Genomic DNA, 18,564 nt, shown 5'->3' on the forward strand with positions numbered 1-18,564 from the left:
ATATGGCGCAACTGACTATTCGCAAGGCGACTGTTGATGACGCGGAGGAGCTAAGCGAACTTATCAATGAAATCATCGAAGCCGGCGGCACGACTGCCCTTGAGGATCTCTTTTCGCCCGAACTGTTGGCCGACTGGTTCATATCAGGCGAATTCCCCCTCGCATGCCATGTGGCGCAAGCGGAAGCCGGGCTTGCCGGCTTTCAGTTCCTCAGCAGTTACGGCGACCTGCCCAAGGGTTGGGCCGATATCGGAACCTTCGCGCGCCTGAACCCGAAGATACCGGGCGTGGGCACCGCGTTGTTTGCGACAACGCTTTCTGCCGCCGAAGAGCGCAATATCGAAGTCATTCGTGCGACCATCCGCGCCGATAATACTGGCGGGCTGGCCTATTACGAGAAGATGGGCTTTCGCACCTATAATATGCTGGAGAAAGTGCCGCTGAACGACGGTACGCCGGTGGATCGAATTCAGAAGCAATATCAGGTGGCAAAGATAAAAGCGGCCTCTGACGGTCCAGCTCAATAAAAAGTGCCTCACTCGGCCTATTCGCCCTCCTCTCGCCTGAATTGCTTCTACATTCTTTATACAGACTTTTTCCCGTAGCATTCCTCACTGGCCCTCACCCCAAGGGCTGTCCAGCAGCATGATGCAGCGATGCAGTAGAGGTTAAGCCGCAAGGCCTACCCTTCTGCTGTATTTTGCCGTTTACTAAAAGATCGCACTGGGCGCGGAGGGGCAAGGGACAGGTCGGGGGCGGCTTGGGGATGGCGTGATGAGGCGAAAGGGGTAGGCATGGAAGCGTTTTACATTGTGGTGCTCGTTGCGACGGCGCTTGTGCTTCTTGCTGCCTTTTCGAGCCTTCTTGCCTTCCGCTTCGGCGCTCCCCTCCTTCTGCTATTCCTGATGATCGGGCTTGCCGCCGGTGTCGATGGTCTCGGCATCGAATTCAGCAATAACTACCTCGCCTATGTTCTGGGCTCGATTGCCCTTGCGATCATCCTCTTCGATTCCGGCTTCGGCACGCCGATGCAGGCCTTCCGCATCGCCGCGGTGCCGTCGCTGACGCTGGCCTCGATCGGCGTGCTTCTGACAGCAGCACTCTTCGCCTTCGCCGCCCGCTGGCTGCTCAACTTCACCTGGCTTGAAGGCATGCTGCTCGGCTCGATCGTTGCCTCCACCGATGCCGCCGCCGTCTTCTTCCTGCTGCGCATCGGCGGCATCAATATCAGGGACAAGGTGCGTTCCACGCTGGAAGTCGAATCCGGCACCAATGATCCGATGGCGATCTTCCTGACCATCGCACTGGTCGAGGTTCTCGCCAGCGGCGAACGTTACGCAGGCATCAACATTGGCATGCTCGCCATGTTCATCCAGCAGATGGGCCTTGGCGTCATCCTCGGCCTGCTCGGCGGCATGATGATCGTGCTGATCGCTGGCCGGCTGGAAACGGATCGCGGCCTGACGCCGATCTTCGTGCTGGCGCTCGCTCTGCTCGTCTTCTCCTTCACCGGTGCGGTCGGCGGTAGCGGCTTCCTTGCGGTCTATGTCGCCGGCATCTATGCCGGAAACCGTAAGATGCAGGCGATTGGTACCATCAGGCGCTTTCAGGACGGTATGACCTGGCTAGCCCAGATCATCATGTTCCTCGTGCTCGGCCTGCTCGCAACACCTTCGCAGTTTCCTGTCATCATCGTACCGGCGATCCTGTTGGCACTGTTCCTGATCTTCGTCGCCCGCCCGCTCGCCGTCTGGCTGTCTCTGCTGCCCTTCGATTATACGCAGCAGGAAATAGGCTTCGTCGCCTGGGTCGGCCTGCGCGGCGCCGTCTCAATCCTGCTTGCCATCATGCCGATCCTTGGCGGGCTGCAGCATAGCCAGATCTATTTCAATACCGCCTTCATCATCGTGCTCGTCTCGCTGCTCGTACAAGGCTGGACGATCAAACCGGTTGCCAAGCGCCTCGGCCTTATCATCCCGCCGCGCATCGGCGCGGTCGATAAGGTGGAGGTCGACCTGCCGGGCGCCGCCAATCACGAGCTGCTTTCCTATCGCGTCATCAAGGATAGCCCGGTTCTGCGCGGCGAGCGCATTCCGCGCTGGGCAGCACCCTCGCTCGTGATCCGCGATGGCAAGTCGATGCGTTATCAATATGCCGGCCGGCTCAGGGAAAACGATCTCGTCTACCTCTTCATCGCACCCAGCTATTCACGCCTGCTCGACCGGCTCTTCGCCAGCCGCGCACCAGTTGATGAGGACGACGCGGAATTCTTCGGCGCCTTCGCGCTGTCGCCGGCCCGCCCCGCAGCCGATCTCGATGCCGCCTATGGTCCAGGTCTGCTCAACGAATCCGAGAAGGGTCTGACGATCGCCGAACTGATGAAACAGCGCCTCGGCGGCAAGGCGGACTATGCCGATCGCGTCCGTCTCGGCTCACTCATCCTCATCGTCCGTGATCTCGACGACCAGGATCACATCACCTCCGTCGGCATGTCGCTGGAGGCCGTGGAGCCTGCCATTACGCTGCCGATCTTCATCAATCTGCACGAGATTATCCAGCGCACCCGCGAGCGTATGAAGGGCCGCAAAAAGCATGAGGCGACGGCTGCGGAAAGCGCTGCCGGACGTGACGAAAGCCCGCGCTAAAACGGCCGCCGACTGCCTTGCGTCTCCCCCGATCCTTGCTATGGTCGGCGCAATTTACGCCAACCACGAACGGATCCTCCCATGGCAGCTTTCAAGACCCTCGACGACCTCAACGATATCGCCGGCAAGCGCGTTCTCGTCCGCGTCGACCTCAACGTCCCGGTCAAGGATGGCAAGGTTACGGACACGACCCGCATCGAACGCGTCGCGCCGACGATCCTTGAACTGTCGAAAAAGGGCGCCAAGGTCATCCTGCTCGCCCATTTCGGCCGCCCGAAGGATGGCCCCTCTGCAGAATTCTCGCTTTCGCTGGTTGCCCCCGCCGTCGAGCAGGTGCTTGACCATGCCGTGCTAACGGCATCCGACTGCATCGGCGAGGCAGCCGCTTCCGCCGTCGCAAAGATGAACAATGGCGATATCCTGCTCCTGGAAAACACCCGCTTCCACAAGGGCGAGGAAAAGAACGATCCAGATTTCACCAAGGCGCTCGCCGCAAACGGCGATATCTATGTGAACGACGCCTTCTCGGCCGCGCACCGCGCCCACTCCTCCACCGAAGGTCTTGCCCATCACCTGCCGGCTTATGCCGGTCGCACCATGCAGGCCGAACTCGAGGCGCTGGAAAAGGGCCTCGGCAACCCGATCCGTCCGGTCGTCGCAATCGTCGGCGGCGCCAAGGTCTCCTCCAAGATCGACCTCCTGATGAATCTCGTGAAGAAGGTCGACGCGCTCGTTATCGGCGGCGGCATGGCCAACACCTTCATCGCCGCCCGCGGCACCAATGTCGGCAAGTCGCTTTGCGAGCATGATCTCGCCGATACCGCCAAGCAGATCATGATCGAAGCTGCCACCGCCGGCTGCGCAATCGTTCTGCCGGAAGACGGCGTCGTCGCCCGAGAGTTCAAGGCAGGTGCTGCCAATGAGGTCGTCTCCATCGAAGCCATTCCTCATGATGCCATGGTCCTCGATGTCGGCCCGAAGTCGGTCGATGCCGTCAAGGCTTGGATCGAACGCGCCACTACGCTCGTCTGGAACGGTCCGCTCGGCGCCTTTGAAATCGAGCCCTTCGACGCAGCGACCGTCGCCGCCGCGAAATATGCCGCCGAGCGCACCAAAGCCGGCAAGCTCACGTCAGTCGCAGGCGGTGGTGATACGGTCTCGGCGCTGAACCATGCCGGCGTTGCCGAAGAGTTTAGCTATGTTTCGACCGCAGGCGGCGCCTTCCTTGAATGGATGGAAGGCAAGGAGTTGCCGGGCGTGGCCGTTCTCTCCGCTAACCGATAAGCCGATTCGGCAGATATTCCAGCAGGATAGACCGCGGAGCGTATGCTTCCGCGGTCTTTTGCTCAAGAAGAGAAAAAATTCCCGAACTTTCAAACGATTGAAATCATTTCAATCGTTTCAATGACTTAGCGCTCCCATTTTTCTCCCTATAAACTTCTGTTATCCGAGTTCTATATTATCAATTCTGCTGGGTTTCATTGTGGAGAGAACGAGATGAGCGAACGACTGGAAGACATTGCAGTAAAGATGGTTGCTGGCGGTCGGGGCCTGCTTGCCGCCGATGAATCGACCTCCACCATCAAGAAGCGTTTCGATGCGATCAATCTTGAATCGACCGAAACCAGCCGACGCGATTATCGCGAGATGCTCTTCCGGTCGGAAGACGCAATGAAGAAGTACATTTCCGGCGTCATCCTCTACGAGGAAACCCTTTATCAGAAGGCGGCCGACGGCACGCCCTTCGTCGACATCATCAAGGCTGCCGACAGCATTCCGGGCATTAAGGTCGATATCGGCGCCAAGCCGATGGCAAAATATCCGGGTGAAACCGTCACCGAAGGCCTCGACGGCCTCGCAGACCGCCTTGCCAGATATTATGAGGCCGGCGCCCGCTTCGCCAAGTGGCGCGGCGTCATCGCCATCTCGCAGACGCTGCCGAGCCGCGGCTCCGTCCGCGCCAATGCCCAGGCGCTTGCCCGTTATGCTGCGCTTTGCCAGGAAGCAAAGATCGTACCGATCGTCGAGCCGGAATGCCTGATGGACGGCAAGCCGGGCGACCACAATATCGACCGTTGCGCCGAAGTGACTGAGGCCACGCTGCGCATCGTGTTCGAGGAACTGGCTGATGCCCGTGTCAGCCTCGAGGGCATGATCCTGAAGCCGAACATGGTCATCGACGGCAAGAATGCCCGCAAGGCCTCCGTCGCCGAAGTTGCAGAACGTACCGTCCAGGTCCTGAAGCGCACGGTCCCGTCATCCGTTCCGGGCATTGCCTTCCTCTCCGGCGGCCAGACCACAGAAGAGGCCACCGCCCATCTCTCCGCAATCAACTCCGGTTACGAGCTGCCCTGGTTTGTCACCTTCTCCTATGGCCGCGCCCTGCAGGACAGCGCGCTCAAGGCCTGGAACGGCAAGCAGGAAAACGTCGCCGCCGGCCAGCGCGAATTCTCTCATCGCGCCGAAATGAACAGTCTCGCCGCCAAGGGCAACTGGAAGGCCGAACTCGAAAAGGCTGCATGAGCCTTTTGATATTTGAGAAAATGAGACAGGCGGCGACATCTTCGCCGCCTGTTTTATTTGTGCCTGCCTGTCGCGAAGGCGATTTGTCATGGCGACAAGATAATCCTTCGCCGCAATCGCCGGCCTCGCTAATCATGGCACCTCAACCATTGGAGCCGCCATGAACAGCCTGCCCTACATCACCGTCAACGTCTTCACCTCCACCCGCTTCGAGGGCAATCCGCTCGCGGTCATGAGCGACGCCAGGGGCATCAGCGACGCGGCAATGCAGAAGATCGCCGCCGAATTCGGCTATTCAGAAGTCACCTTCGTGCTTCCTCCGGAAAACCCTCAAAACACAGCCAAGGTGCGCATCTTCACGCCGACGATGGAGATACCCTTTGCCGGTCATCCCAATGTCGGCACCGCCTATGTACTCGGTCAGCAGAGCGAAATCTTCGGCCGCCCCATCGGCGATACGCTGCGGTTCGAGGAGAAGGCCGGCCTCGTCGAGGTTGCCCTGCAGCGCAGCGAAGGTCGTGTCGCCGCAGCGACGATCCGCGCTCCACGACCGCTTGAAATAGAAAACACGATACCCGATGCGGTTATCGCCGGCTGCGTCTCCATCGATCCAGCGTCAATCCACAAGGACACACATGTCCCGGTTTTCGTCTCCGTCGGCCTGAAATTTGCCGTTGCCGAACTCGAAAGCCTCGAGGCTCTGGCCGCGGCAAGCCCTAATATCAACGGCTTCCAGGCTGCGGCCAAGTCTGTAACCGGCAGCCATGATTTCTCCCTGTTTCTCTACGTTCGTCCCGCCGCTACGCCATGGAAGATCCGCGCCCGCATGTTCGCGCCCCTGGACAACGTCATCGAAGATCCAGCGACCGGCAGCGCTTCGGCAGCCCTTTCTGCCTATCTCGTCTCACTCCTGCCGGAGGCAGACATCAGCCAGCACGTGACGATCGAACAGGGCGTGGAAATGGGCCGGCGCAGCATCATCGAACTTGATGTGGTCAAGAAGGCCGCCACAGTCACCGACGTGACGATCTCGGGAACCTGCGTGCCGGTCATGAAAGGCGAAATCATCCTGCAGGACTGAGCCAGCCTATTGCACCAGGAAATCGCGCGCCAGCAGCGCCACCGCCCAGATGGCAAAGGCAATCAGCGCGATTCTCCAGAAATCCATCCGGCGGCGCAGCCCCGGATAACCGAGCGGCTTGATGATCTGGATTGCCATGGCAAGGATGAGTAGCAACGCTATCAGCTTTGTCATGGCTTTATTTTTTCCATCTATCAGAATGTCACAGGACGGACATTTTTTCACGCGAACAGAGAATATCTACTCGCCGTAAAGGCATTCCGGGACACAATCAACATTCTTATGGACTGGGCAGATACAGGTCTCGCCTTATGTCCTTTTTCAAAGCGAACACGCCGAGTCTGGGGATATGACAAGAAATCTGCTGTCCGTCGCTGCGCTGCTCTTTGGCACGCTCTTCCTTTTCATGGGCAACGGACTGCAGGGTATTCTGCTTCCCGTACGCGGAAACCTCGAAGGTTATGCAACGACCACGCTTGGCCTGCTCGGCACGTCCTGGGCGGCGGGCTTCGTCATCGGCTGCCTTGTCGCCCCGAAGATGGTGCGCCGCGTCGGCCATGTACGCGCCTTCTCCGGCTTCATTGCCATTATCGCCATCATCGCGCTGGTCAGCGGCATCATTATCGACCCGGTCTGGTGGGTCATCCTGCGCGCTGTCACCGGCTTCTCAACCGCTGGCACCTCGATGATCATCGAAAGCTGGCTGAACGAGCGGGCGAACAATGAAAGCCGCGGCGCGATCTTCTCGCTCTATATCGGCATCACCCTTCTGGGCGTCGTGGGCGGACAGTTGATGATCCCGCTGGAAGACGTGCGCGCACCAGTGCTCTTCATGATCTGCGGTATCTTCTACTGCATCGCCATGCTGCCGACGACACTCTCGACCGCCGCTTCGCCGCAGCCGCTGAAGGCGGTGAAACTCGACCTGCCGGCGCTCTATCGCAATTCGCCCGTCTCCTGCCTTGGCATCCTGCTCGTCGGGATCGCCAACGGCGCCTATGGTACGCTCGGCGCCGTCTTCGGGGCTGGTGCCGGCCTCTCCGACACCTCGATTGCGGTGATGATGAGTGCCACCATCTTTGCCGGTGCCATCATGCAGCTTCCGGCTGGGCGCCTCTCCGACCGCATCGACCGCCGTTATGTGCTGGCGGCCATGTCAGCCATCGCAGCGCTCGCCGGCCTCCTGATCTTCGTGCTGCACCCCTCGTCCCCTGCCTTCCTGATCGGCCTCGTCATCCTCTACGGTGCCGTCGCCAATACGCTCTATCCGATCGCCGTCGCCCATGCGAACGACTTTGCCGCATCGGAGGATTTCGTAAAGGTCTCGGGCGGCCTGCTGCTTCTCTACGGCATCGGCACCGTCATCGGTCCGACGATCGGAGGTCCGGTCATGTCGATCATCAGCCCGCATGCACTCTTCCTGGTGACGGCGCTCGCCCATCTTCTGATCACCGGCTATGCCATCGTCAGGAGCCGTATTCGCGCAGCCATTCCGGCAAGCGACCGCGATGCCTATACGACGATCCCGACAGCAACATCTCCTACGCTCACGCCGCAAAGCATGTCGCTTGCCGATCGCGGCTCCAACAAGTCTCCCGAAAGCGGCGATCCTGCTGTAAAGTTCGGCTGACGAACTGAAGCATGTCGCGCAAAACTGTGCAGCGGTTTTGCGATAACGACATGCCGGAAACAGAGACTTAAAGCGTGGAGGCGAATCTGAAAGATCGCGGCACGGTTTAAAGGAGGAGCGACAATGAGCTTGATGGATGACGACAGGCCGCAGAAGAAGACTGCACACGAGATCGGCTCCGATCTCTCCCTGCTTTCGGTGGACGAGCTGAAGGCGCGCGTGGAACTCTTGAAAGCCGAGATCGCGCGGCTCGAAGCCGAGGCGACCAAGAAGGCTTCCGGCAGATTAGCCGCCGAAAGCCTTTTCCGATCATAAGACTGTGAGCGAGCAACTATTGCTTCAAAATTACTTTCTCTAAGTCTTAAATTGGAACGACATTAATAAAGAATTAAGCTTTATAAGATATTACTCAAGCTGTTCAGATCCTTCTGAACCTCAGACAGTTTTCCAAGCGGTGAATTGGTCTGATTTTTCTCCCTGTTTTACCTTGAGAGCCGCTTTTGCGGCTCTTCTTTTTTGCGCTGCCCTACTCCTTTCCACGAAACTGTGGAGATTAACCTTTTCTTAAGAAACGGCTTGCGCATTTAGGTTAAAGCTACCATCTTGAAATCATAAAGACCGGCCTGGGAAACTTTTCCGCGGAAACCGGCGTTACCTGATAGTAGATGCGTGCAACAGGGATTCTTGAGATGTCGGAACTTGGATTGAATACGATCAGTTTTGCGGGTCGCGCTGCGGCATCCTCGCAGTTCAAGACGCTGTATGCAGAGGGCATGTCGCTCGTCGAAGAAACCGCATCCTACCTCGACGGCCAGGGCCGCGCAGCCGCTAAGGTGCTGCCGCGCATGGCCTCGGTCCTTTATGCGGCTGAATCGATGCGCCTGACCACGCGCCTCATGCAGATGGCTTCCTGGCTGCTCCTGCAGCGCGCCGTCAACAATGGCGAAATGTCCCGCGATCAGGTTCTGGCCGAGAAGAACAAGGTTCGCCTCGACGGCTTTAATGTCGACCGCAACGCTCCGGGCTGGGGCGACCTGCCGGAATCCTTCCGCGATCTCGTCGAACGTTCGCTCCGCCTGCAGAACCGCATCGCCCTGCTTGATCGCGAAATCTATCGCCCGACAGAAGCTGCGATCGTTCCGGACAATCAGAACAGCGTCCAGGCTCAGCTTTCCCTGCTGCAGACGGCCTTCGGCAACAACTGATCTGGCACCATAGAATTTCATGAAACCGGCTGCGGCAACGCGGCCGGTTTTTTGTTTGCTCACCGGTATAGGCCCGGAAAACAAAAAGCCCGGCACAAGGCCGGGCTTTTGAATATTCCGCCAAGCGGAGGCGAATTAGAGGCCGAGGCCGCCGAAACGCTTGTTGAACTTCGAAACACGACCGCCGCGGTCCATCAGCTGCTGGTTACCGCCGGTCCAGGCCGGGTGTGACTTGGAGTCGATTTCGAGGTTCATGACAGCGCCTTCCGAACCCCAGGTCGAGCGGGTTTCGTACTCGGTGCCATCGGTCATGACTACCTTGATGACGTGGTAGTCGGGATGGATGCCTTCCTTCATGACAATCTTCCTGCGATGCCGGGGTTCAATTTGCCGCAGACAGTTGCGGGGAAAGAACCAATTGAATAAATGAAGCCGCAGTCGTGAAGGCTACGGCTTCCCATTAGGATGCGGTGCCTATACATGAAGGGCGCCGGGATAACAAGGGCCAAGGAGCCGCAATACGCGGTCTTCGAGGGCGATCGGAGACGATTTGGCAGAGCAGGCAGAACCTGGGGAAAAGAAGTCGCGTTCGCTAAGGCCGCTCGGCAGGTTGACACCTTATGTGGCGCGTTATCGCGGCCTCGTCGCGGGCGCTCTGGTTTCGCTGGCGCTCGCCGCCGTCACATCGCTGGCTATACCGCTTGCGGTGCGCCGCATGATCGACCACGGCTTCACCCAGGCCGATGGTACCTTCATAAACAGCTACTTTGCCATGCTGATGATCATGGCCATCGTGCTCGCCGTCGCCAGCGCTCTTCGCTATTATTTCGTCATTACCATCGGCGAACGCATCGTTGCGGATCTGCGCCGTGACGTCTTTGCTCATGTCACACGGCTCTCACCCTCGTTCTTCGACGTCAACCAGTCGGGCGAGATCGTCTCGCGGCTGACGGCCGACACCACGCAAATCAAATCCGCCGTCGGCGCCACGGCTTCCGTGGCGCTCCGCAACCTGATCCTCTGTATCGGTGCGCTCGGTATGATGATCATCACCTCGCCGAAGCTCTCGAGCCTCGTCATCGTCGCAATCCCGGTCATCGTCTTTCCGCTGGTCGCCGGCGGGCGATCGGTGCGCAAGCGCTCCCGCGCGGCACAGGATACGCTGGCAGAAGCCTCCGCCTTCGCCAATGAGACGATCGCTGCAACCCGCACCGTACAGGCCTTCAATGCCGAAACCGCCGCAGCGGACCGTTACGGCTCGGCAGTCGAATCCGCCTATCAGGCCGCACGTTCCGCCGTCTCCTCCCGCGCCCTGCTGACAGGCATCGCCATTACCCTGATCTTCGGCAGCGTGGTCGCCGTTCTCTGGTTTGGCGCCCATAGTGTCCTCGCCGGCACGCTTTCGGCCGGCACACTCGGCCAGTTTCTGCTCTATGCGGTCATCGCAGCCGGATCGCTCGGTGCACTCTCGGAAGTCTGGGGCGAGCTTTCGCAGGCAGCAGGTGCAGCTGACCGCCTGACTGAGCTTCTCGACGAAGTCTCGCCGATCACCGCCCCCGCAAATCCGCAGCCGCTGCCCTCGCCTGCACAGGGCCGCGTGGAATTCGACGGCGTGCACTTCGCCTATCCATCTCGTCCAGGCAAGTCGGCCCTGCACGGCCTCGATTTCACGGTGCTGCCAGGAGAAACAGTCGCGATCGTCGGTGCATCCGGCGCCGGCAAGAGCACGGTCTTCTCGCTGCTGCTGCGTTTCTACGATCCGCAACAGGGTAGCGTGAAGATCGACGGTATCGGCGCCCGCCAGGCAGATCCGGACGCCTTGCGCCAGCGCATTGCTATCGTGCCGCAGGATGTCACCATCTTCGTCGCCTCGATCCACGACAACATCGCTTTCGGTGTTCAAGGCGCCACGCGCGAGCAGGTACGCGCCGCCGCGATCGCGGCCCAGGCCGATGAGTTCATTAATCGGCTGGACAAAGGCTACGATACGCAGGTCGGCGAACGCGGCATCACGCTGTCCGGTGGCCAGCGCCAGCGCATCGCCATCGCCCGCGCGATCCTGAAGAACACACCTATCCTGCTCCTGGACGAAGCGACCTCGGCCCTTGACGCCGAGAGCGAAACGCTTGTGCAGAGGGCGCTTGACGGGCTTATGCGTGGCCGCACTACGATTGTCATCGCCCACCGTCTCGCCACTGTTCTCAAGGCCGACCGCATTCTCGTCATGGATCAGGGCCGTGTCGTCGAGGAAGGCACACATCAGAGCCTGATCCGGCACGGCGGCATCTATGCGAAGCTCGCGAGCCTGCAATTCGATGCAGCCAACGAGGATGTGCTGGCAGCCGCCAAATAGCTGCCTCATACGTCATCGCGACTAAAGCCTGATCGATATAGCTCCCCGGACGCGGTTGCCTTAACCTCCCTATGCCCGAGGTAGGGGCCTCTGCTGTTGAAATCTGTGGGAGAAGATTCGAATGGCGCTTTCTGATATTACCCGTCGCATGAGCCTGGCGCTCGGTCTTGGCCTGCTCGCAGCGGCCACAGGCACGGCCGCATCGGCCCAGAGCTTTCCTGATCGATCCATAACCATGATCGTGCCCTTCGCGGCCGGAGGCTCGACCGATGTCGTCGCGCGTATCGTCGCGCAGAAAATGTCCGAAGATCTCGGCCAGCAGGTCATCGTGCAGAACGTTGCGGGAGCCGGCGGCAATCTCGGCGCTGACAACGTCGCGCGTGCCGCCCCGGACGGCTATACGATCCTGATGGGCACTGTCGCCACCCACGCGCTCAATCCGCTGATCCTGAAATCGACGCCTTATGATGCCGAGAAGGATTTCGCGCCGATCTCGTTGCTCGTGATCGTCCCTAACGTGCTGGTCGTCAATCCGGAACTGCCCGCAAAGAACGTGCAGGAATTGATCGCGCTGCTGAAAGCCGATCCGGACAAATACAGTTACGCCTCATCCGGCAACGGCACGCCGCTGCATCTTTCCGGCGAACTTTTTAAAAGTATGGCGGGCGTCGACATGCAGCATATTCCCTATAAGGGCGCTGGACCGGCACTGAACGACGTCATTGGCAATCAGGTGCCGATCATGTTCGACAACCTGCCCTCGTCGTCGAGCCATATCAAGGCCGGCACGCTGCGGGCACTCGCCGTAACGACCGCCGAACGCGCTTCATCCTTCCCTGATATTCCGACCATCGCAGAATCCGGTATCCCCGGATACGAGACCTATACGTGGAATGCGCTCTTTGCGCCGGCCAATACGCCGGCCGATATGATCACTCGCCTCAACGCCTCCGCCAAGAAGGCGCTGACCGATCCGGCCGTTGCCGAGCGGATGAAGGAATTCAGCGCAACGATCGTCGGCTCCACGCCAGAAGAACTCGGCGCCCATGTGAAGGCCGAGCTTGCGAAATGGAAACCAGTCGTGGAGGGCGCCCATATCCAGATGGAGTGATCGCAACGGGAGGGGACAGCGTGCCGCTAGCCCCTTCTCTCGCGCCCGATCCAACCGGCGGCAATTGGACGCCATGCAATTGAATTCTAATTAAGGTAGTGGAAAAGCTCGCAATTCTGGGCTAGCTTTCGGAAGGCTGATGCATGATTTCAGCTTACCAGGAGGGATCCATGTACAGATTTGAAGTTTACAAGGATAAGGCCGGTGAATTCCGCTTCCGCTTCAAGGCGTCGAACGGCGAGACCATGTTCTCGTCGGAAGGCTACAAGGCGAAGGCATCCGCGATGAACGCCATCGAATCCATCAAGAAAAATTCGCCTGGCGCTGATGTAGTGGATCAGACAAAGGCGGAAGCCTGATCGGAAGCGGAGGCGGCATCAGTCGCCTCCAGCACTTTCCGCTCAGCGTATTTTTCGCGCGCATTTCCATGTGATCGATTTTTTCGACCGCGATGTCGAAATGAGGACGACTGAGACCTCATTGTTTCGGAACGGCTTGCGGCCGCGCCACCGGAGCATTGCAGCACGGGTGAATTCGGCTTTAGATGCTGTCTGCCCGGTCAAACGCCCCTAGAGGATCAGGAGTTTCCGATGCAATACGCACTTATCATCCGTGAATCCGCAGAAGACTTCGTCCGCCGCAGCGACCCTGCCTACCGCGACGGCTGGACGGCCTATACCAAGGCACTGGTGCAAGCCGGGATCTTGACCGCCGGTGCCGGCCTGACCCCGCCTGAGACAGGCACGATCGTGCGTCGCAAGGGCGGGGACCATGATGTACAGGATGGCCCCTACCCGGAAGGCAAGGAATCGCTCGGCGGCTTCTACGTGATCGACGTGCCCGATCTCGATACGGCGCTCGAATGGGCCACGCGCGTTCCCGTCTCCGAACAGGGCTCGGTGGAAATACGGCCCCGGCTGCAGGTCGCGTGAGGCCGTTGTGACATCAGATGCGGGCCGTGCCGCCGAGAAGGTGGCACGGCAATCCTACGGCAAGCTCATCGCCTTCCTTGCTGCCCGCTCCCGCGATGTTCCGGCGGCGGAGGACGCACTGTCTGATGCGCTGGCGGCCGCGTTGCGGGTCTGGCCCGAGCGTGGCATTCCCGACAATCCCGAAGGCTGGCTGCTCACCGCAGCTCGCCGCAACCTCATACAGGCTGCCCGCCATCGAACTGTCCGCGACAATGCCAGAGAAACGATTGCGCTGGCTGTCGAGGAAGCCGAAGAGCGAATGAACGATGCACGAATTGGCGACTTTTCCGATGAGCGACTGAAGCTGCTTTTTGCCTGCACACACCCGGCAATTGACCGGTCCGTTCACACACCGCTGATGCTTCAGACCGTGCTCGGCATTGATGCGAAGACAATCGCACAGGCCTTCGTAGTCTTGCCGGATGCCATGAGCCAGCGCCTGGTGCGGGCCAAGGTCAAGATCCGCGACGCCGGCATTCCCTTCGCCATTCCCGAGCGGCAGGTTCTGACACAACGGCTGGCAGGCGTGCTCTCGGCAATCTATGCCGCCTACGGGCTCGGCTGGGACGGTCTTGATGGTGAAGGAGACAGTCGCACGGGCCTGACCGATGAGGCGATCTGGCTTGGCCGCGCCCTCGTGACCATTCTGCCCGAGGAGCCGGAGGTCATCGGGCTGCTCTCACTGATGCTTTATTGCGAGGCGAGAAGACACGCGCGACGTGATGGCGATGGCGCCTACATACCGCTTGAGGAGCAGGATACCGGTCTCTGGAACGAAATCATGATGGCCGAAGCCGACGCGTTGCTGCGCAAGGCGGGCACCTTCGACCGCTTCGGTCCGTTCCAGTGCCAGGCGGCGATCCAGTCCGTCCACACCACGCGCCGCCGGACGGGCACAACGGACTGGAAGGCGCTCGTCACCCTCTACCGAGCGCTCATCGCGATGAAACCGACACTCGGCTCCAAGGTCAGCCATGCCGCCGTGATCGGCAGGGTCGATGGCGCAGCCCCGGCCATCGCCCTGCTGGACGGGTTGGAACAACGGGGCATCGCTAGCTACCAGCCTTACTGGGCGGTGCGGGCGCATCTGCTGGAAGACCTTGGCGAAAGCGATGCCGCGGCAGAAGCCTACAGGATGGCGATCGACCTCAGCGACAGTCCCGCCGTCCGCACCTTCCTCACCGGCAAACTTCAGGCCGTTATTTCTCGGTCAGCTTGAGCTCGATACGGCGGTTGGTGGCGCGCGCTTCCGGCGTATCGCCCGGTGCAATAGGCTGGAATTCGCCAAAACCTGCCGCAACGAGCCGGTCCGCAGGCACGCCCTGCGCGATCAGGAACTTCACGACCGAAATCGCGCGGGCGGATGAAAGCTCCCAGTTGTCGCGGTAGCGGCCCGAGCCCGACAGCGCGACATTGTCCGTATGGCCATCGACGCGCAGAACCCAGTTGATCTCAGGCGGAATTTCCTTGGCAAGATCCAGCAGCGCGGCGGCAAGCTTTGCCATTTCCGCCTGCCCATCCGGATTGAGGTCGGCACCGCCGGATGGAAACAGCACTTCGGACTGGAAGACGAAACGGTCGCCGACGACGCGGATATTCTCGCGATCGGACAGGATTTCGCGCAAGCGACCGAAGAAGTCCGAGCGGTAGCGATTGAGTTCCTGCACGCGCGCAGCCAGCGCAACGTTCAGGCGGCGGCCGAGATCGGCGATTTTCGTCTGCGAGGTCTGGTCCTTCTCCTCGGAGGCCTGAAGTGCTGCCTCGACAGCAGCGATCTGGCTGCGCAATGCCGCGATCTGCTGGTTGAGGAGCTCGACCTGGCTGAGAGCACGGTCGCTGACCTGCTTCTGCTCATCGAGCTGCTGCGTCAGCGTTCCGATCTGCTGCTTTGCCGCATCCTGGCCGCCGGCACCGGCACTGAGAAGCGCCTGCAACCGCGTACGCTCGCCCTCGGCACTCGCAAGCGATGCCTGCAGATTGGCGACGGAATCCTGAAGATCCTGATTGCTGCCCTTCTCGAGCGCCAGCAACTGCGTGAGCTCGTTGATCTGACCGTTCAGACGCGTCAGCACCTCGTCGCGGCCGCTGATTTCGCGGCTGAGGATGAACTGGCCGACAACGAAAACCGTGAGGATGAACATGATGGCGATGAGCAGCGTCGATAGAGCATCGACGAAGCCCGGCCAGTAGTCCACCGCGCGTTGGTGGCGGCGGTTGCGGCCAAGAGGCATGGCTTACTTGCCCTCGCTCTTTTCGACCTGGCCGGACCGTTCCCGCGCTCTGTCGCTGCTGCGGTCTTGGACGCCGATGCGTTCAGCCAGACGATCGAGCGTGCGGCGCATCGCCTTTGCCTCGTCCTGCTGGACCTCGATCCAGTCGCGCAGCATCTGCTGCTCGTTGCGCATGTTCTTGACGAGCCCCTGAATGCCTTCGGCAAGGCTTGCCATGGCGGCGACCGACCGCTGGCTGGACGCGCCGTCCCCTTCGGCGACCTTTCGCAGATATTCCGACAGTGCCTTCATATCTTCCGACGAGCCGCCGGAAACGCCATCGAGCGCCGGCACCGGAATGTCGGAGCCGACATCGGTAACGGAGGAGAGCCAGTTTTCCAGCTCCGTATAGAAACGGTTCTGCGCACGTCCGGCCTGCAGATCGAGGAACCCGAGGATCAGCGAACCCGAAAGACCGAGCAGCGAGGACGAGAAAGCCTGGCCCATGCCGGAAAGCGGCATCGCAAGCCCTTCCTTCAGCGTCGAAAGCACATCGCCCGTACCATTCGAGCCGGCATCGAGCGACTGGATGACAGAGCTGATCGAGCCGATCGTGCCGATAAGGCCCCAGAAGGTGCCGAGCAGGCCCAGGAAGACGAGCAGGCCGATGAGATAGCGGGAAACGTCACGCGATTCGTCGAGACGGTTGGCAATCGAATCCAGAATGGAGCGCAGCGCGGTGGTCGATAATGCAACCCCGGACCTGCTACGATTTCCAATCAGCGCCCGCATCGGCGCGAGCAGCCGCGGATGGCGGTTCACCTTGTCGGCACTGCCAGCAGCACGGAAAGAATTGAACCAGCGTACTTCCGGGCGAAGCGACAGGACATGATTGAAAACGAGAATGATTCCAACGGCAAGAACGCCGACGATGAGACCGTTCAGGCCCGGATTATGCATGAAGGCAGTCTGCGTCTGCCGGAACAGGATTGCCGCGATGAAGCCCACGATGATGAGGAACAACACCATCGTCCAGAAGAACGACATGGGGCTGGAGAGTTTGTAAGTGTAGCCACCGGCCGTCTTCTCGGTCGAGCCGAACTCGGCCACATTCACATTTTCCATAGGTTCCTCGGCCTCCGGACTCATTACAGCCGAAGACTAGATCAACATTGTGCCGAATTGAAGTATGCGCAGGCGAAAAGCCGGACTTTACAACAGGCTGTTGCCCGGATCGTCACTTGGTCGGAACCGGCCGCTTGACGACTTCCGTGAGCGCTTTGTGGATGTGCTCGTTGCCGGCAATGATCGCACCGGTCTCCAGAATTGACGCCCCGCCGTCCCAGTCGGTCGCATAACCACCCGCTTCGCGGATGAGCAGAATGCCGGCCGCCATGTCCCAGGGCGACAGCGCCACTTCCCAGAAGCCGTCGAAACGACCGGCGGCCACGTAGGCAAGATCGAGCGAGACTGCGCCCATGCGGCGGATGCCGGCAACTTCGCCCATGACATGGCGCAGCTCGATCAGGAACTTGCCGTGATTGCCACGGCCGAGATGCGGCACGCCGCAGCCGATGACGCTGTCGGAAAGCACCCGGCGCGAGGCGACGCGCAGGCGGCGATCGTTGAGGAACGCGCCGCCGCCACGCTCGGCAGTGTAGAGCTCGTCCGTCGCCGGATTGAAGACCACGCCTGCGACGATCTCATTGTTGCGCTCGAGCGCAATGGAAACGGCAAAGGCCGGGATACCGTGCAGGAAGTTGGTCGTGCCGTCGAGCGGATCGACGATCCAGCGGTGCGCACCGTCGGTACCCTTGATCTCTTCGCTCTCTTCGCCAAGGAAGCCATAGGTCGGACGAGCCTTGAGAAGCTCTTCCTTGACGATCTTTTCGGCCTTGCGGTCGGCATTCGAAACGAAGTCGCCCGGTCCCTTCACGGATACCTGCAGGTTCTGCACTTCCCCGAAATCACGCCCCAGCGACTTGCCTGCCTTGATGGCAGCCTGAACCATGACATTGAGAAGAGCTGAACGGGCCATGTGGGCATTTTCCTTGGATAATACGGGACGCGCTGTCAGGGGCGGGATATGTCCCTGAACGCCGGAAGCGACAGCGCTGCATAGATTGGCGGCCTCAAGACCACAAAATCAGGGAAATTTCAAGGGGAATGCCGCATGGCAGGGTTGCAGCACGAAAGGATAGTTCCTAAATTATTCTGGACAGATCAGTCTAAAAACCTTATTGAGGCTTCATGGCAAGGCATAAGGAATTCGATCGCGACACCGCACTCAAGGCGGCCATCACCGTGTTCACCGAACACGGCTTCGAGGGCACGTCCACGGATGCGCTGCTGTCGGCCATGAAGATCAGCCGGCAAAGCATGTACGATACTTTCGGCGACAAGCGCAGCCTCTATCTGGCAGCGCTCGACCGCTACAATCTCGACAGCGTCTCTCAACTCGTGGCCGATCTGCGCCTCGATACGACGCCATTGAAAGCTTTGGAAGAGACACTCATCGCCTTTGCCTCCCGCCCGGAAACCGAAGCCGGCCGTGGCTGCCTTGGCGTCAGCGCCGTATGCGAGTTCGGTCGCACGGACAGTGCGGTCTCTGATCTGACCGATAAGGCATCCCGCCTGCTTTCATCCGCCGTGCAGACAATCCTCGAGGAAGGCAAGAAGCGGGGCGAGGTCGCGGACGATGTCGATACCACCGATGCCGTGCAGTTCCTCGGCTCGACCCTGTCAGGCATGAAGGTCAGCGCCCGCAACGGCGCCTCCCCCGAAGCGCTTCGCGGGATAGCCCGCCTCGCCATTCGAAGCCTCCGGTAAAAACTG

Annotated in this window: 19 protein-coding genes; 14 read left to right on the forward strand and 5 right to left on the reverse strand. The window is 60.2% G+C overall.

The window, feature by feature from the left end:
• The first annotated feature begins 2 nt into the window (after positions 1-2).
• The 5 genes from AC1DM5_RS09130 (at position 3) to AC1DM5_RS09150 (ending at position 6,249) form a co-directional block, all read left to right on the forward strand.
• Positions 3-527 carry an N-acetyltransferase family protein gene (locus tag AC1DM5_RS09130; RefSeq protein WP_477818306.1) on the forward strand — a complete coding sequence of 175 codons (525 nt, stop codon included), beginning with the start codon at positions 3-5 and terminating at the stop codon, positions 525-527.
• Between the two features lie 267 nt (positions 528-794).
• The gene (locus AC1DM5_RS09135; protein WP_477818305.1) at positions 795-2,645 is read left to right on the forward strand and encodes a potassium/proton antiporter; all 1,851 of its coding nucleotides are present in this window, start codon (positions 795-797) and stop codon (positions 2,643-2,645) included.
• Positions 2,646-2,726: 81 nt separating this feature from the next.
• Complete coding sequence (locus tag AC1DM5_RS09140; RefSeq protein ID WP_477818304.1) at positions 2,727-3,929, forward strand: phosphoglycerate kinase; 1,203 nt, start codon at positions 2,727-2,729, stop codon at positions 3,927-3,929.
• Between the two features lie 213 nt (positions 3,930-4,142).
• A complete protein-coding gene (locus AC1DM5_RS09145; protein ID WP_477818303.1) occupies positions 4,143-5,168 on the forward strand; it encodes a class I fructose-bisphosphate aldolase in 1,026 nt (341 codons plus the stop codon).
• A gap of 160 nt (positions 5,169-5,328) precedes the next feature.
• On the forward strand, positions 5,329-6,249 hold the full coding sequence (locus AC1DM5_RS09150) for a PhzF family phenazine biosynthesis protein (RefSeq protein WP_477818302.1): 921 nt from the start codon (positions 5,329-5,331) through the stop codon (positions 6,247-6,249).
• 6 nt (positions 6,250-6,255) lie between these two features.
• Here the strand turns inward: AC1DM5_RS09150 and AC1DM5_RS09155 are convergent, their stop codons facing one another.
• Positions 6,256-6,423 (reverse strand): hypothetical protein, encoded by a 168-nt coding sequence (locus AC1DM5_RS09155; protein WP_007826534.1) that lies wholly within the window; start codon positions 6,421-6,423, stop codon positions 6,256-6,258.
• Between the two features lie 175 nt (positions 6,424-6,598).
• On the opposite strand from AC1DM5_RS09155, the gene AC1DM5_RS09160 reads away from it, so the two are divergent.
• From AC1DM5_RS09160 to rcdA, 3 genes are all read left to right on the forward strand, one after another.
• A complete protein-coding gene (locus AC1DM5_RS09160; protein WP_477818301.1) occupies positions 6,599-7,879 on the forward strand; it encodes an MFS transporter in 1,281 nt (426 codons plus the stop codon).
• Between the two features lie 123 nt (positions 7,880-8,002).
• Positions 8,003-8,194: a DUF1192 domain-containing protein gene (locus AC1DM5_RS09165; RefSeq protein ID WP_037103740.1), complete on the forward strand. Its 192-nt coding sequence runs from the start codon at positions 8,003-8,005 to the stop codon at positions 8,192-8,194.
• A 374-nt stretch (positions 8,195-8,568) separates the two neighbouring features.
• Entirely contained in the window at positions 8,569-9,084 is a 516-nt protein-coding gene (gene rcdA / locus AC1DM5_RS09170; RefSeq protein ID WP_037103737.1) for a protease adaptor protein RcdA, read from the forward strand.
• Between the two features lie 135 nt (positions 9,085-9,219).
• Here rcdA and rpmE read toward each other — a convergent pair whose 3' ends face one another.
• Positions 9,220-9,441, reverse strand: coding sequence for a 50S ribosomal protein L31 (gene rpmE / locus AC1DM5_RS09175; RefSeq protein WP_007826526.1), 222 nt, complete (start codon positions 9,439-9,441; stop codon positions 9,220-9,222).
• Between the two features lie 193 nt (positions 9,442-9,634).
• Between rpmE and AC1DM5_RS09180 the strand changes: the two genes are divergently transcribed.
• The 5 genes from AC1DM5_RS09180 to AC1DM5_RS09200 all read left to right on the forward strand — a co-directional run bounded on the left by AC1DM5_RS09180 (position 9,635) and on the right by AC1DM5_RS09200 (position 14,738).
• Positions 9,635-11,437: an ABC transporter transmembrane domain-containing protein gene (locus AC1DM5_RS09180; RefSeq protein ID WP_477818300.1), complete on the forward strand. Its 1,803-nt coding sequence runs from the start codon at positions 9,635-9,637 to the stop codon at positions 11,435-11,437.
• Between the two features lie 121 nt (positions 11,438-11,558).
• Complete coding sequence (locus AC1DM5_RS09185; RefSeq protein ID WP_477818299.1) at positions 11,559-12,548, forward strand: Bug family tripartite tricarboxylate transporter substrate binding protein; 990 nt, start codon at positions 11,559-11,561, stop codon at positions 12,546-12,548.
• A gap of 170 nt (positions 12,549-12,718) precedes the next feature.
• A complete protein-coding gene (locus tag AC1DM5_RS09190) occupies positions 12,719-12,907 on the forward strand; it encodes a YegP family protein (RefSeq protein WP_192729246.1) in 189 nt (62 codons plus the stop codon).
• Positions 12,908-13,138: 231 nt separating this feature from the next.
• Entirely contained in the window at positions 13,139-13,480 is a 342-nt protein-coding gene (locus AC1DM5_RS09195; protein ID WP_477818298.1) for a YciI family protein, read from the forward strand.
• Between the two features lie 7 nt (positions 13,481-13,487).
• Positions 13,488-14,738: an RNA polymerase sigma factor gene (locus tag AC1DM5_RS09200; protein ID WP_477818297.1), complete on the forward strand. Its 1,251-nt coding sequence runs from the start codon at positions 13,488-13,490 to the stop codon at positions 14,736-14,738.
• Here AC1DM5_RS09200 and AC1DM5_RS09205 read toward each other — a convergent pair.
• The 3 genes from AC1DM5_RS09205 to AC1DM5_RS09215 all read right to left on the reverse strand — a co-directional run bounded on the left by AC1DM5_RS09205 (position 14,719) and on the right by AC1DM5_RS09215 (position 17,767).
• Positions 14,719-15,750, reverse strand: coding sequence for a peptidoglycan -binding protein (locus tag AC1DM5_RS09205; protein ID WP_477818296.1), 1,032 nt, complete (start codon positions 15,748-15,750; stop codon positions 14,719-14,721). The genes AC1DM5_RS09200 and AC1DM5_RS09205 overlap by 20 nt on opposite strands.
• Before the next feature lie 3 nt (positions 15,751-15,753).
• A complete protein-coding gene (locus AC1DM5_RS09210) occupies positions 15,754-16,854 on the reverse strand; it encodes a flagellar motor protein MotA (protein WP_477818295.1) in 1,101 nt (366 codons plus the stop codon).
• Between the two features lie 112 nt (positions 16,855-16,966).
• Positions 16,967-17,767 (reverse strand): inositol monophosphatase family protein, encoded by an 801-nt coding sequence (locus AC1DM5_RS09215; RefSeq protein WP_113320882.1) that lies wholly within the window; start codon positions 17,765-17,767, stop codon positions 16,967-16,969.
• A gap of 212 nt (positions 17,768-17,979) precedes the next feature.
• On the opposite strand from AC1DM5_RS09215, the gene AC1DM5_RS09220 reads away from it, so the two are divergent.
• Positions 17,980-18,558 carry a TetR/AcrR family transcriptional regulator gene (locus tag AC1DM5_RS09220; protein WP_477818294.1) on the forward strand — a complete coding sequence of 193 codons (579 nt, stop codon included), beginning with the start codon at positions 17,980-17,982 and terminating at the stop codon, positions 18,556-18,558.
• Positions 18,559-18,564 lie beyond the last annotated feature (6 nt).

The sequence above is a fragment of the Rhizobium sp. 01T437 genome (assembly GCF_056398505.1).

What these genes read in the sequence shown, in the direction of transcription:
- AC1DM5_RS09160 (WP_477818301.1), top strand. Translation starts at nt 6,599, where the DNA reads ATGACAAGAAATCTGCTGTCCGTCGCTGCGCTGCTCTTTGGCACGCTC.
- AC1DM5_RS09185 (WP_477818299.1), top strand. Translation starts at nt 11,559, where the DNA reads ATGGCGCTTTCTGATATTACCCGTCGCATGAGCCTGGCGCTCGGTCTT.
- AC1DM5_RS09165 (WP_037103740.1), top strand. Translation starts at nt 8,003, where the DNA reads ATGAGCTTGATGGATGACGACAGGCCGCAGAAGAAGACTGCACACGAG.
- AC1DM5_RS09130 (WP_477818306.1), top strand. Translation starts at nt 3, where the DNA reads ATGGCGCAACTGACTATTCGCAAGGCGACTGTTGATGACGCGGAGGAG.
- rcdA (WP_037103737.1), top strand. Translation starts at nt 8,569, where the DNA reads ATGTCGGAACTTGGATTGAATACGATCAGTTTTGCGGGTCGCGCTGCG.
- AC1DM5_RS09155 (WP_007826534.1), bottom strand. Translation starts at nt 6,423, where the DNA reads ATGACAAAGCTGATAGCGTTGCTACTCATCCTTGCCATGGCAATCCAG.
- AC1DM5_RS09135 (WP_477818305.1), top strand. Translation starts at nt 795, where the DNA reads ATGGAAGCGTTTTACATTGTGGTGCTCGTTGCGACGGCGCTTGTGCTT.
- AC1DM5_RS09210 (WP_477818295.1), bottom strand. Translation starts at nt 16,854, where the DNA reads ATGGAAAATGTGAATGTGGCCGAGTTCGGCTCGACCGAGAAGACGGCC.
- rpmE (WP_007826526.1), bottom strand. Translation starts at nt 9,441, where the DNA reads ATGAAGGAAGGCATCCATCCCGACTACCACGTCATCAAGGTAGTCATG.
- AC1DM5_RS09220 (WP_477818294.1), top strand. Translation starts at nt 17,980, where the DNA reads ATGGCAAGGCATAAGGAATTCGATCGCGACACCGCACTCAAGGCGGCC.
- AC1DM5_RS09205 (WP_477818296.1), bottom strand. Translation starts at nt 15,750, where the DNA reads ATGCCTCTTGGCCGCAACCGCCGCCACCAACGCGCGGTGGACTACTGG.
- AC1DM5_RS09195 (WP_477818298.1), top strand. Translation starts at nt 13,139, where the DNA reads ATGCAATACGCACTTATCATCCGTGAATCCGCAGAAGACTTCGTCCGC.
- AC1DM5_RS09215 (WP_113320882.1), bottom strand. Translation starts at nt 17,767, where the DNA reads ATGGCCCGTTCAGCTCTTCTCAATGTCATGGTTCAGGCTGCCATCAAG.
- AC1DM5_RS09140 (WP_477818304.1), top strand. Translation starts at nt 2,727, where the DNA reads ATGGCAGCTTTCAAGACCCTCGACGACCTCAACGATATCGCCGGCAAG.
- AC1DM5_RS09190 (WP_192729246.1), top strand. Translation starts at nt 12,719, where the DNA reads ATGTACAGATTTGAAGTTTACAAGGATAAGGCCGGTGAATTCCGCTTC.
- AC1DM5_RS09150 (WP_477818302.1), top strand. Translation starts at nt 5,329, where the DNA reads ATGAACAGCCTGCCCTACATCACCGTCAACGTCTTCACCTCCACCCGC.
- AC1DM5_RS09145 (WP_477818303.1), top strand. Translation starts at nt 4,143, where the DNA reads ATGAGCGAACGACTGGAAGACATTGCAGTAAAGATGGTTGCTGGCGGT.